We start from the raw sequence: 13535 nt of genomic DNA, 5'->3' as shown, positions 1-13535 counted from the left end.
TCACTAGCGCCGAAACTACTTCGTGGTGGGTAGATCCGGACTCGACACATCGAAAATTTGACCGGGCTGCGACAGCAACGCGATCGCCACCGCGGCCTTGCGTTCGGAGTTGTCCTTGCTACCCCACACCACGGTTCGTCCGTCGAGCAACAGAACCGAGATGTCGGACAAGGTGCTCGCGCGCAGCTCTCCCACTTGATCTCGCAACAGCGGCGGCAGCGTATCGAGCACCGCCAGAGCATCTTTCGTCACCGCATCACCGAACACCGGATTCTCGGTCACCAGCCGCACAACCCCGGGCGGCGGAGGTGCGATCGCAAAATCCACGCCGGTGGAATCGAGCAGATGGGTGCCGTCCGGAGAATCGAAGAACGCCACCGGCGTTCGCTCCTCGACAGTCACCTGCACGGTCGACGGGTACTTACGCTGCACGCGCACCGTCGCCAACGCCGGAATCGTCGCCACCCGCTGCGCCGCCGCAGCCGTGTCCACGCGAACCAGCGGAAGACCGGCGGGAACGTCGAGCAGATCGAGGATCTCCTGCTCGGACACCGAGGACTCCCCCGCGACCGTGACGCTCCGAACCGAGAGCAGCGGCGTGAAGTACACCAGCGCAGCAGATCCCACCACCACGACGACGACGGCAAGCGCAATCAGGACGGCCTTGCGACGCGACCGCTTCACCCGAGCGCGCTCGTGTTCCCTGGCCAGGGCGCGCGCTTGCTTGTCGCTCATCGGCGATGGCGAATCATCCTCTGCTGCAGCTGTTCCCGACCTCGAAGAACGAACTCGATCGGAGCGGCGGTTCACTGCGCCGGCCGATCCTTCGGTACGCCGCGGCCGGTCGCGGCACCGAAATCGGTTTTCGAGCGAAGTGCGTCCAGAATCGGACCACCGAGCATCGTCACGTCACCGGCACCCATGGTGATGACCACGTCGCCCGGCCTGCTCAGATGAGCGACCTGCTTGGCCACCAACGACAGATCCGGTTGATAGTTCACCGGCTTGGTCACCGAGGCGGCAACCAGTGCTCCCGTCACACCGGGCAACGGCTCCTCGCGCGCACCGTAGACATCGAGCACCACGATCTCGTCCGCCAACGACAACGCAGCACCGAACTCCTCGGCGAACGTCGCGGTCCGTGAATACAGGTGCGGTTGGAACACCACCACGACGCGCCCTCGCTCGAGACCTGCGCGGTCCTGGCCGGCGACGAGAGCCTGCGCTGCCGTCAACACCGCACGGACCTCGGTGGGGTGGTGTGCGTAATCGTCGAACACTCGGACGCCGTGCTCTCGACCGGTGAACTGGAAACGTCGGTGAACCCCGCCGAAGCCGGTGAGCCCGGCCAACAGTTCCTCGGTACCGGCACCCACTTGACGCGCCGCGACGAACGCCGCAAGCGCATTGAGCGCGGTGTGCCGTCCAGGAACACCGAGCCGAACCGTGCGCGCCGCATCCTCACCGGCGATCTGCAGCTGCGCGACGCCGCCGATGTCCTCGGGCTCCCACGCCAACAGACGAACGGCCATCTCGACCGGTCCGGCGTCGACGTCGGACGAACCGTAGCCGAGCACGGTCACGCCGGGCAGGTTCTTCTCGACCACCCGGCGAGCGAGCGCCGCCGAACCCGGATCGTCCATGCATGCCACGAGCACGCCGCCGGGGCGCAGCACAGCGGCGAAGTCGTCGAACACCTGCACGTAGGCCTCGGTGGTGCCGAAGTGGTCCAGGTGATCGGCCTCGATGTTGGTCACGATGATCACGTCGGCCGTGTACTGCAGCAGCGAACCGTCGCTCTCGTCCGCCTCGGCCACAAAAACGTCGCCGCTTCCGTGGTGCGCGTTGGTCCCCGCCTCGTTGAGCTCTCCCCCGACGGCGAACGACGGATCGAACCCGCAATGCTGGAGCGCAACCACCAGCATCGAGGTGGTCGACGTCTTTCCGTGGGTGCCCGAGACCAACAATGTGCGGTAGCCCTGCATGAGAGAGGACAGCACGGCCGGGCGCAGAACCACCGGAATTCCGCGCATCCGGGCCTCGACCAGCTCCGGATTGGTCTTGGGAATAGCGGCATGGGTGGTCACCACGACGGTGGGGCCGCCGTCGATCATGTCGAGCGCACTGGCGTCGTGACCGATGCGAACCTGCGCACCACGTGCACGGAGCGCGAGCACACCACGTGATTCCTTGGCGTCCGATCCCGATACCTGCCCGCCGCGAGCCAGCAGGATGCGCGCAATACCGGACATTCCGGCACCACCGATACCCACCATGTGCACTCGCTCGAGCTCTGCCGGCAATTCCGACATCGCCGCACCGTCAATTGTCACGCGGACGTCTCCCTCGTTCTCTTCGCATGCGCGACACCGCCCGGATCAGCGTCTCGCCGCGTGCGCAGTATCGAGCACGATCTGCGCTACGGCCGCTGCTGCTCCTTTGTGCCCGGCACCGGCCGCGGCCCGGGACATAGCAGCAATCTTTTCCGTGTCGTTCAGCAGCGCGATCACCGTGTCGGTCACGTACTGCTCGGTCAGTGTCGCATCGGACACCAGGATGCCACCTCCGGCGTCGACGACCGGACGGGCGTTGAGCTCCTGCTCGCCGTTTCCGTGTGGCAGGGGTACGTACACCGCGGGCAGACCGGTCGCGGACACCTCGGCGACCGTCATGGCACCGGAACGACAGATGGCCAGGTCCGCGGCCGCGTACGCCAGATCCATCCGGTCGATGTACGGCAACGCGACGTAAGGAGCGTTCGGGTTGCGCTGCTCGACGTCCAGCGAGTTCTTCGGTCCGTGCGCGTGCAGAACCGAAATGCCCGCCTTGGCCAGGGCAGACGAGGCACCGGAGACTGCGTCGTTGAGTGATCGGGCTCCCTGCGAACCACCGAACACCAGCAGCACCGGGCCGTGCTCGGGCAGACCGAAGTGTTCCCGGGCCTGTGCGCGCACCGCCACGCGGTCGAGTTCGGTGATGGTGGGGCGCACGGGAATTCCGATCACTTCCGCGTCGGCTGCACCGCGCGCCGCGATACCCGATCCTGCAACGGCCGCGAGCACCCGTCGAGCGGACCGAGCCCCGACCTTGTTGGCGATGCCTGCTCTGGCATTGGCTTCGTGAATGACGACGGGAAGTCGGCCACCGCGACCGAGCAGCCGTCCACGCGCGGCGAGATAGGCGGGCAACGCGACGTAACCACCGAATCCGACGAGCACGTCGGCCTCGACGGCCGCGAATATCTCCCTGGTTCGACGTACCGACCGCACGACGCGGACCGGCAGCTTCAACAGGTCGACGGTGGGCTTACGCGGCAGGGGCACCGGCGGGATCAGTTCGAGGGCGTACCCACGGGCCGGAACGAGCGTCGTCTCCAGGCCGCGGCTGCTGCCGAGAGCGGTGACGGTGACGGTGGGGTCGAGGACGCGGAGGGCGTCGGCCACGGCGAGCGCCGGCTCGATGTGCCCGGCGGTTCCGCCTCCGGCGACCACGACTGAGATCGGTCGAGAGGTCTGCTTCACCGTCGATATCCTCGCTCACCCGAACGAACGGGTGGGCGACCGGGTTGTGGTTCCGGACGCGGACGGTACGAAGTCTGAGGTTCGGGACGGGGCCGGGGGGACGTCCGGGATCCTGCGGGGTACCCGGCGGACGGCTCACGACGCTGCGGTTCGGTGCGGCGAGCCCGGCCACGGAGCGAATCGCCGCGTCGGTCGGTCGCTGCGTGCGACATCGTGTCGGCCCGAGAACTCGATACTCGGGTACGACCTGGCTCGGGTGCCCGCGCTCCTCGTCCGTCTTTGCCCCTGCGGGCCTCGAGACGTTTGCGGTCCTGAGCGGCCAGGGTGGGGCGAGTGGACTTCGAGCGAGCCATCGCGGCCCGTTGCGGCGAGAACACCGCGGGCAACGGAAGCTTGAGGGCACGAGCAATCCGGCCCTCCTGCCCGGAGTGCAAGGCCGCGATCGCTTCCGGCTCGTGGCGGGCAGCGCTGGCGATGATGCCGAACATCAACAGGGTGATCGCCGTCGACGTACCGCCGTACGACACGAGTGGCAGCTGCAGACCGGTCACCGGTAGCAGACCAACGACATAGCTGATGTTGATCATGGCCTGACCGAACACCCAGCAGGTGGCACCGGCCGTCAACAGGCGCAGGAAGGGATCGACCGAACGCATGGCGATGCGCAGGCCCGTGTAGACGAACAGGCCGAACAGGCCGATGACCGCAAGGCAGCCGATCGTGCCGAGTTCTTCACCGATGATGGCGAAGATGAAGTCGTTGTGCGCGTTGGGAAGATAGCTCCACTTCGCACGACTCTGCCCCAACCCGCGGCCGAACAAACCGCCGTCGGCCAGCGAGTATTTCGCCTGGGTCGACTGATAGGACAATCCCGAGGTGTCTTCTCCCGGGTTGAGCCAGGCCTTCACGCGGTTGGAGCGGTAGCCGGCGGTGAACGCGAGCACAGTCGCCAGCGCCAGACCCGTCATCAGCACCGCACCGAACAAACGGGCGTTGAGGCCGGCGAACCACAGCAGCGCCACCAGGATGATGCCGAGGGCGATGGCCGTACTCAGGTTCGGCTGCAACACCACCAGCAGACACATCAGCAGACCAGCAGGCAGCAGCGGCACCAGCAACGACTTGATGTTGCCGTGTTCGCTGCGACGCGAAGCCAACAGGTGCGCACCCCACAGCACCAGCGCCACCTTGGCCAGCTCGGACGGCTGGAACGAGACGACGCCGAAGTCGAACCAACGCCGCGCACCCTGACGCTCGGCACCGATTCCCGGAATCAGCACGAGCATCAACATCGTGATCGAGACCAGGAACAGCGGAAAAGACAGCTTCCTGAGGTACCGAACCGGGAGTCGGAGAGCGACGTAGAACGCGACGACTCCCAGTGCCACGCCGATCAACTGCTGAGTGAACAGCGCGTATCCGGACTCGTCGGCCGCGAAGGACTCGGCGGACGACGCCGACAGAACCATCACCAAGCCCAGCACCGTCAGCAGTACGGCGATCGTGACGATGAGGTGGAACGACGCCAACGGACGGCCGAACCACAGGCCGATTCGAGTGCGGGGCGGCGAGGTGCGGCGAGGAGAGCGCGGCGGCCGAGCAGCGGTGGTCACGAGCGCAGCGATCCGATATCGGTGGCATCGAGGCGCTGGACCGACTCGGCGAAGCTGCGGCCGCGGTGGCCGTAGTCGACGAACATGTCCAGTGATGCAGCCGCGGGAGCCAGCAGGACGGTGTCCCCCGGCGCAGCGCGTCCGGCCGCATGGGCGACAACCGCCCGCATCACCGCATCAGCATCTTCAGCACCATGAGTCACACCAGCATCGTCTCCCGAAGGGAGCCTGACGACCGGAACATCGGGCGCGTGTCGCGCCAAAGCCTGTGCGATCTGCATCCCATCGCGGCCGAGCACCACCGCAGCAACGAGTCGATCGGCGATCTCCACGACCAGATCGTCGATCACGGCACCCTTGAGCAACCCGCCCGCGATCCACACGACGCGCTCGTGCGCCAGGATCGACGAACGCGCGGCATGAGGATTCGTCGCCTTCGAATCGTCGATGAACGTCACTCCGCCGAGCTCGCGCACCACCGCCGCGCGATGCGGTCCCACCCGATAGCTCTGCAGACCGGTACGAACCGCGTCTGCCTGCACCCCTATCGAGCGAGCCAGCGCGGCGGCCGCCAGCGCGTCGAGAATGCCGGAGGGTCCACTCGGCTCGACGTCCTCGGCTGCGAGGAGTTCGACGTTCTCACCGAAGGCGTTGTCCACGAGTACGCCGGACCGCACTCCCAGCTCGCCCGAGGCGGGTTCACCCAACCGGAAACCGACGACGTCGACCGCAGGCGAGCCCGCGGCCAGACTCGCCGCTCGCTCATCGTCGAGCCCGACGACAGCGACGTCACCGGACAGCGCTCGAGCCTTGGCGTGGACATATCCGTCCATGCCGGCGTGCCAATCGAGGTGATCCTCGGCAATGTTGAGCACCACCCCGGCTGCCGGATGCACCGACGGAGCCCAGAACAACTGAAACGACGACAGTTCGACGGCGAGAACACTCGGATGTGGGGTGCGACGCAACGCGTCGGCGATGGGGAGTCCGATGTTTCCGCAGGCCACCGACTCGATGGCGGCCGCCTCCAGAATCGACGCCAGCATCGAGGTGGTGGTCGTCTTCCCGTTGGTTCCGGTGACCACCAGCCAGCGAGTTCTGGGGCCGTACAGCTCGGCCCGGTCCACGTGCCAGGACAACTCGACATCGCCCCACACCGGAATGCGCTGTTCTGCGGCAGCGGCCAACACCGGAGAATCGGGACGGAAGCCGGGACTGGTGACGACGAGCGAAAACGCTGCCAGCGCTGCAGGATTGCCGAGCAGGTCGTCCTGCAGCGCCACCGCGGCACCGATGCTCGACGCCCCGTCGAGCGCACCGCGATCGGAGTCGGTGACGGTGACGACGGCCCCGAGATCCACCAATGGGCGCACCACGGCGAGGCCTGACACGCGGGCACCGGTCACCAGCACCGACTTACCGCGCAACCACGTCAGGTCGGTCGAAGATTCGTTCATGCCCTATCCGCCGACGGCAGCGAGGTACTCGCTGTAGAACAGGGCGAGTCCGACGGCCGACGCGATGGCGGCCAGCAACCAGAACCGGATGATCACCGTCGTCTCGGCCCATCCCGCCAACTCGAAGTGATGATGGAACGGGGCCATGCGGAACACGCGTCGGCGACTGGAGCGGAACACCGCGACCTGAATGACGACCGATGCAGCCTCGGCGACGAACAGCGCACCGATGACGACCATGATCAGTTCGGTCTTGGTGACCACCGACAGACCTGCGATCAGGCCGCCGAGGGCGAGAGATCCGGTGTCACCCATGAAGATCTTGGCCGGGGCCGCGTTCCACCACAGGAAACCGATGCATGCGCCCGCTGCGGAGGCGCAGACCAGAGCCAGGTCGAGTGGGTCTCGAACGTCGTAGCATCCGGGGGCAGGCCCGGCGGGCCCTGCGCAGGCTTGCCGATACTGCCAGAACGTGATGACGGTGTAGGCACCGAGCACCAGCGTCATCGACCCGGCGGCAAGGCCGTCGAGACCGTCGGTGAGGTTGACCGAATTGGACCACGCGATCACCAGTAGGCAGACGAAGAACACGAACACGACAGCCGACATCGACCAGGTGGCGATGTCTCGGACGTAGGAAAGTTGAGTACTGCCGGGAGTGAGACCACTGTCGCTGCGGAACTGCAGTACCAGAATCGCGAACAGCACGGCCGCCGTTATCTGACCGACGTACTTCCCGGTGGCGTTCAGGCCCAGGTTGCGTTGCTTGCGGATCTTGATGAAGTCGTCGAGGAAACCGACGAGCCCGAGCACCGTCGTCAGTCCGAGGACCAGCAGAGCAGAGGCCGACGGACCGTCGGCGTCGTATCCGATCCCGATCAGGTGGGACCCCCAGTAACCGGCCCAGATTCCGACCAGAATCGCCACGCCGCCCATCGTGGGTGTACCACGCTTGGACTGGTGACTCGCCGGACCTTCCACTCGAATCTCTTGACCGAAGCCCTGTTTCGAGAAGGTCTTGATCAGTATCGGGGTCAGCAGAATTGCGACGGCGAGCGCGATACCACCGGCGAACAGGATCTGCCTCACTGCTCGCCCTCCGTGACGGCGTTCGACTCGGCCAGGACGGCGTCGGCAACTGTCCACATGGCCCCGGACTGTGACGCCTTCACCAGAACAATGTCGCCGGGACGCACCTCGTCGAGGAGCACCGCGATCGCCGACTCGCGGTCGGGTACGAGCATCGACTCCTCGCCCCACGAACCTTCCATGACCGCACCTTGATGCAGCGCCCGAGTGGGACGCCCCGAGTCGACGATGATCAACCGATCGACATCGAGTCGTACGGCCAGCCTGCCGATCGCGTCGTGCTCGACCACCGAGTCGGCACCCAGTTCGCCCATCTCTCCGAGAACCGCCCAGCTGCGACGCTTGGGCCCGTCGTCACGGCGCGACATCGACACCAGGGCCTTGAGTGCGGCGCGCATCGAATCGGGATTGGCGTTGTAGGAATCGTTGACGACCGTGACCCCGTCGGCACGAGTACGCACGTCCATCCTCCTGATGGACGTCGGAGCAGCGGTCGACAATGCGTCGGCCACCTGCGCCAACGTTGCTCCGCATTCGAGCGCGACGGCCGCTGCCGCGAGCGCGTTGCCGACCTGATGCTCACCGTGCACCGCGAGGGTGATCGCTACCGTGCCCGACGCGCATTCGAGCGTGAACGACGCGCGAGCGTCGGTATCGACCTGCACGTCGACCGCCCTGACGTCCGCATCGGCACTGCGCCCTACCGTCACGACGGATGCCGTTGTGCGCGTTGCCATCTCGGCAACCAGACGATCGTCGATGTTGAGAATCGCCACTCCCCCGTCGGCGGCACTGGGCAGCGCTTCGACGAGTTCGCCCTTCGCCAACGCGATGGCGGCACGCGACCCGAACTCGCCCAGGTGCGCTGTCCCCACGTTGAGCACCACCCCGATCCGCGGAGGCGCGAGCTCGGCGAGTTCGGCGATGTGGCCGATTCCCCTGGCCGACAACTCGAGACACAGGAAGTCGGTATCGGCGTCGGCCCGCAGAGCCGTCCACGGGTGGCCGAGTTCGTTGTTGAACGATCCGGGAGGGGCCACCACCGAGCCGAGCGGTTCGAGAACCGCGGAGATCAGATCCTTGGTGGAGGTCTTTCCCGACGATCCCGTCACGCCGACGACGGTCAGGCCGTGCTCGGCGGTCAACTCGAGCACCGAGGCCCGGGCCAGAGCTCCGAGTGCGGTCAACACGGCCGAACCGGAGCCGTCAGGGTCGTTCTCGAGCGCCATCGCACGACTGTCGTGCGGGACCGGACGGACGACCACGGCCGGTACGCCCACCGGACGCGCGGCCAGCACCAGTGCCGCACCTGCGGCAACCGCGTCGGCGGCGTGGTCGTGCCCGTCCACCTTGGCTCCGGGGAGGGCGAGGAAGATACTGCCGGGGGTCACCTTGCGGGAATCGAACTCCACCGGCCCTGGCACCACGACCGTCGGATCCGACACGTCGTGCAGTGTGCCTCCGACGATCTCGGCGATACGGCCCATCGTCAGCGGAATCACCGTGCGCCCGCGCTCGTGCCGACCAACCGCGCGTCGATAGCCGAGGCGAGTACCACTCTGTCGTCGAACGGGTGTTTCACCCCTGCGATCTCCTGGCCTGTCTCGTGTCCTTTTCCTGCGATCAACACAACGTCCCCTTCGCGCGCCCACACCACGGCCTGTTCGATCGCCGCCGCGCGGCCTGCCACATTTCTCACTTCACCACGAACATCGTCCGGCACCGACAGCGCTCCGTCTTCCACGGCCCGCCGAATGGCGGCCGGGTCCTCGCTGCGCGGGTTGTCGTCGGTCACCACGAGGAGATCGGCTCCCCGCGCCCCGGCTGCACCCATCAGCGGGCGCTTGGCGGTGTCGCGGTCTCCGCCCGCCCCGAGCACCACCGCAATCCGGCCACGGGAGGATTCACGCAACGTCGCCAGCACGGCCTCGACGGCCGCGGGCTTGTGCGCGTAGTCCACCACGGCCAGGAAGTTCTGACCTCGATCGATGCGCTGTACACGTCCCGGCACATCGACCGTCGCGAGCCCAGCCGCCGCTGTCGGCGCGTCCACACCGGCCGCCGCGCAGGTCGCCAGCGCAAGCACGGCATTGGCCACGTTGTAGCGGCCCGGCAGTCGGACCGAGACCGGCAGCGACAGACCGTTCGGATCCGCGACGACGAACGACTGCGTGCCGTCGTCGTGCTTGGCCCAGTCCGACACCGTCCATTGCGAATCGTCACCGGTCGATGCGGTCACCACCGTCGAACCGGCAGCGCGAGCGATGTCGGCCATCCGCACACCCCACGCATCGTCGACACAGACGACCGCGGTGTCGGCGCGAACAGCAGAGTCGGCCGCGAACAGCCGACTCTTGGCCAGAAAGTAATCCTCTAGCGAATCATGGAAATCGAGATGGTCCTGAGAAAGATTGGTGAACGCTCCGACCGCGAAGCGGGTTCCGTCGACGCGGCCGAGAGACAACGCGTGCGAGGACACTTCCATCACCACCGTGTCGACGCCCTCCTCCACCATCACCGCGAAGAGCGCGTGCAACTGCGGTGCCTCGGGCGTGGTGAGGGCGCTCGGTACGTACCGACCTGCGACGCGTGTCTCGATGGTGCCGATCAACCCGCACCGACGACCGGCAGCCGTCAGGCCTGCTTCGACCAGATACGACGTCGTCGTCTTTCCCGATGTACCGGTGATCCCGACGACGGTCATCTTCGACGAGGGATTGCCGTAGATCAGCGCGGATACCGCACCCAACACCTGACGCGGAGAATCGTGCACGAGCACCGGAACCTGTCGGTCGACGTCGGCGAGGGCGCGCACCACGATGTCGAGTCCGGCGGGGTCGGTGAGAACCGCCACGGCACCGCGACCGACCGCGTCCGCTGCGAATTCGGCTCCGTGGCGAGACGAACCGGGCAGCGCGGCGAAGAGATCGCCGGACAGGACGGACTGTGCTCGCAGATCGATGCCGGTCACACGCACGCCTGCGGGGTCTCCGGCACCGATCGTGGCTCCGGCCGCGGTCGCCACCTCGGAGACCTCGGTGTGCGGTGGATGCGCCGGACGTGAACCCGGAGCCGGTTGTGAATCCGCTGAGACAGTCACTCCTGCTCCCTTCCTCTCTACTGCAGGGCGCGCGCCTGCCCCGGCTCGATCACGCCGCGGCGGCGGCCGAACGAACGCGCCCGAACCGATGTGTCAGATTACCGGCGACCGGGATCGCGATGTTGCCGCCCCGACTCGAAGAACCGGCGGGTTCGGAACTCAGTCTGCCTGCAGAACCAGCTTGGGTCCGGGGTCTGCCGACATGGGCACACTGTCCCGTTGCAGCATCCAGCTGGCGATGTTGTGGAACAGAGGGGCTGCCGACTGACCGCCCGAGCCGTCGGCGCTGCGTGTCGGGGCGTCGAGCATGATGCCGATCACGTAGCGAGGATCGTCGGCGGGTGCGATACCCGCGAACGTGATCCAGTAGTTCGAGTTGGAGTAGCACTTGCATTCCGGATCGACCTGCTGCGCCGTACCGGTCTTGCCACTGATCTGGTAGCCCTCGACGCCTGCGGCCACACCAGTCCCGCGCTGGTTACCCGTGTCGTCCTGGGTGACGGAACGGAACATGTTGCGAACGGTCTTCGCGGTATCGGGGCTGACGACGTACACCCCGTCCGGCCGCTGGGTCTCGGTCCGCTGACCGTTCGCGTCCACCGTCGCCTCGACGATGCGCGGGGGGATGCGCACGCCGTCGTTGGCGATCGCCTGGTACATCCCGGTCATCTGCAGCAGCGTCATCGACAGGCCCTGACCGATGGGAAGGTTGGCGAACGTACCGCCCGACCATTGATCCCGACTTGGCACGCTTCCGGCGCTCTCGTTGGGCAGACCGACATCACTGCGCTGGCCCAGGCCGAACCTGCTGAGCATGTCGGCGTATCGGTCCTCGCCGACGCGTTGCGCCAGCATCAGCGTGCCGACGTTGGAGGACTTACCGAACACGCCGGTCGTGGTGTACGGCGCGACACCGTGGTCCCACGCATCCTTGACCGACACACCGGACATGAAGATGCTGCCCGGAACCTGCAACACCTCGTCCGGGGTGGTGAGTCCGTATTCGATGGCCGCAGCCGCCGTGATGATCTTGTTCACCGAACCCGGCTCGAACGGGGTGGTGACGGGGAGATTGCCCATCTCCTTGGTGCGCTCGTTGTTACCGACACCGATCCCGGCATTGAAGGTGTTGTCGTTCGACATCGCCAGCACTTCACCGGTGCGTGAATCCTGCACGTAGGCAGACGCATTCTTGGCTCCGGACAGGTCCTTCGCCAACTGCACCTGCTGCTGCACGTAGTACTGAAGGTCTGCGTCGATGGTCAGTTCGACGCTGGAACCGTTGACTGCAGGCTGCTTGTCACGCCAGCTGCCGGGAATGACAGCACCGTCGGACCCACGGTCGTAGGTCTGCGAACCGTCGGTTCCGGCCAAAGTCGCGTCGAGTGAATCCTCCAGGCCGAGCAGACCGTGTCCGTCCCAACCGGTGGCACCGACGATGTTGGCGGCCAGAGATCCGCCGGGATACTCCCGAATGTCCTGACGCTCCAGCCCTACCTGCTTGAAATCCGCACTGATCTTCGACGCCACGGTGGCATCCACACCCCGTGCCAGGTAGGTGAATTCGTCGTTGCTCTTCAGTTTCGCGAGCAGATCCTTCTCGCTGATCACGTCACCGAGATCGTTGTGAATGCGCGCGGCAATGTCCTCGAGGTACTGCTCGGTCTCCGGCGCAGTGGGATCCTTCGCCCTGGCCTCGTCGAGTTCCTTACGAACCCGAACCGGCTGAAACGTCAGCGCTTTCGCCTCCATCGTGAAGGCGATCGGATTTCCGTTGCGATCGAGGATCGACCCGCGCATCGCGGGATCGACAAGGGTGGTGGTGCGCTGCGACGCCGACTCGGCCGACAGTCTCGGACCGTCGAAGCCCTGAATCCACAGCAACTGCGCTGCCGCGACGGCCAGCGCCACGTACATCAGAATTCTGCCGGTTCCGTGACGGAACCGAAAAGTGGACGAGTCGAGACGCTTTCGGCTCGGTGGCCGTCGACTCGGAGCAGGCGTAGGCCTGGTCACTGCCCGTCACCCGCGGCTTCTTGTGTGGCCGGAGCCGCAGGGGTAGCGGACGATGTGGTAGCTGCCGAGGGAGTTTCGGCCGACGGTGTCTCGAGCGAGGGGATGCTCATGGGAATGAATTGTTCAGCAAGCGCAGTGTTTCCAGCGCCATTGCTTGCGCTCGGCGTGGCGGCACGAGTATCGACCGTTCCCGAGGTCCGGTTGGGCTGCGACGCGCTGCGCGGCGTCTGTTGCTGCGACTGTGATCCCGACGTGGGGACGGTGCCCTCGCCTGCAGCGGCGGGAGCGACCGGATCGAGCGGAGCAACCGGCGCACCGTCGGCCGGAGCCGGGGTACCGACGACCTGTACGCCGCCGTCGGGGGCGACGATCAGGCGCGCAGGATTCTTGGCCGGAACCATTCCGAGCCCGGCGGCTTTGCGTGCCAATTCGGGAGCCGACTCCGCCAACTCGACATCGCGCTGCAATGCTGCTCGCTGCTGAGCAAGCTCGGTGTTGACGGCCTTGGCGGCGCTGAGGTCGTAGGAGTCGCCGGCAGACCGCGTGGTGAGCAACAACGTCAAGCCGAGCCCGAGGGCGAGCAAGCCGATGATCAAGGCAACGAACGGAATTCGCGCAGCGATGGCACCTCCGTCGATCGACCGACGAGGGCCGGAACCACGAGCGGAGTCCGACGTGTGAATCGAGGCGCGCTGCTGCCTGCGCTCGTACGCACGAAGCGCGGCGCCCGATCGTCCAC

10 protein-coding genes are annotated in these 13535 nt (G+C 66.4%); all 10 read right to left on the bottom strand.

Annotated elements, in window-relative coordinates; all coding sequences use genetic code 11:
- Positions 1-15: 15 nt before the first annotated feature.
- The gene (locus CH294_RS20390; protein ID WP_242640167.1) at positions 16-735 is read right to left on the bottom strand and encodes an FtsQ-type POTRA domain-containing protein; all 720 of its coding nucleotides are present in this window, start codon (positions 733-735) and stop codon (positions 16-18) included.
- Between the two features lie 71 nt (positions 736-806).
- Entirely contained in the window at positions 807-2312 is a 1506-nt protein-coding gene (murC, locus tag CH294_RS20385) for a UDP-N-acetylmuramate--L-alanine ligase (protein ID WP_052058421.1), read from the bottom strand.
- Positions 2313-2378: 66 nt separating this feature from the next.
- Positions 2379-3521, bottom strand: coding sequence for an undecaprenyldiphospho-muramoylpentapeptide beta-N-acetylglucosaminyltransferase (gene murG / locus CH294_RS20380; protein WP_170944797.1), 1143 nt, complete (start codon positions 3519-3521; stop codon positions 2379-2381).
- Positions 3518-5134 carry a putative lipid II flippase FtsW gene (gene ftsW, locus CH294_RS20375; protein ID WP_094738922.1) on the bottom strand — a complete coding sequence of 539 codons (1617 nt, stop codon included), beginning with the start codon at positions 5132-5134 and terminating at the stop codon, positions 3518-3520. The genes murG and ftsW overlap by 4 nt, the downstream gene beginning before the upstream one ends.
- Positions 5131-6591, bottom strand: coding sequence for a UDP-N-acetylmuramoyl-L-alanine--D-glutamate ligase (gene murD, locus CH294_RS20370; RefSeq protein WP_094738921.1), 1461 nt, complete (start codon positions 6589-6591; stop codon positions 5131-5133). Before murD ends, ftsW begins: the two co-directional genes overlap by 4 nt.
- A gap of 3 nt (positions 6592-6594) precedes the next feature.
- Positions 6595-7680 (bottom strand): phospho-N-acetylmuramoyl-pentapeptide-transferase, encoded by a 1086-nt coding sequence (gene mraY, locus CH294_RS20365; RefSeq protein WP_032379042.1) that lies wholly within the window; start codon positions 7678-7680, stop codon positions 6595-6597.
- Positions 7677-9182 carry a UDP-N-acetylmuramoyl-tripeptide--D-alanyl-D-alanine ligase gene (gene murF / locus CH294_RS20360; RefSeq protein ID WP_094704716.1) on the bottom strand — a complete coding sequence of 502 codons (1506 nt, stop codon included), beginning with the start codon at positions 9180-9182 and terminating at the stop codon, positions 7677-7679. The genes mraY and murF overlap by 4 nt, the downstream gene beginning before the upstream one ends.
- On the bottom strand, positions 9179-10780 hold the full coding sequence (locus tag CH294_RS20355) for a UDP-N-acetylmuramoyl-L-alanyl-D-glutamate--2,6-diaminopimelate ligase (protein ID WP_094738920.1): 1602 nt from the start codon (positions 10778-10780) through the stop codon (positions 9179-9181). The genes murF and CH294_RS20355 overlap by 4 nt, the downstream gene beginning before the upstream one ends.
- A gap of 159 nt (positions 10781-10939) precedes the next feature.
- The gene (locus tag CH294_RS20350) at positions 10940-12796 is read right to left on the bottom strand and encodes a penicillin-binding protein 2 (RefSeq protein ID WP_094620020.1); all 1857 of its coding nucleotides are present in this window, start codon (positions 12794-12796) and stop codon (positions 10940-10942) included.
- Positions 12793-13479 (bottom strand): hypothetical protein, encoded by a 687-nt coding sequence (locus tag CH294_RS20345; protein ID WP_249305422.1) that lies wholly within the window; start codon positions 13477-13479, stop codon positions 12793-12795. The genes CH294_RS20350 and CH294_RS20345 overlap by 4 nt, the downstream gene beginning before the upstream one ends.
- Positions 13480-13535: the final 56 nt, after the last annotated feature.

Source organism: Rhodococcus sp. 14-2483-1-1 (assembly GCF_002259335.1).
In the GTDB taxonomy this organism is placed as follows: Bacteria; Actinomycetota; Actinomycetes; order Mycobacteriales; family Mycobacteriaceae; genus Rhodococcoides.
Note: the sequence above shows the minus strand (reverse complement) of the source record. Positions and strands in the feature narration are given on the sequence as shown.

Bases quoted from the DNA above. Each gene is read 5' to 3' on its own strand.
- CH294_RS20390 (WP_242640167.1), bottom strand. From the start codon at position 735: ATGAGCGACAAGCAAGCGCGCGCCCTGGCCAGGGAACACGAGCGCGCT.
- murC (WP_052058421.1), bottom strand. From the start codon at position 2,312: ATGTCGGAATTGCCGGCAGAGCTCGAGCGAGTGCACATGGTGGGTATC.
- murD (WP_094738921.1), bottom strand. From the start codon at position 6,591: ATGAACGAATCTTCGACCGACCTGACGTGGTTGCGCGGTAAGTCGGTG.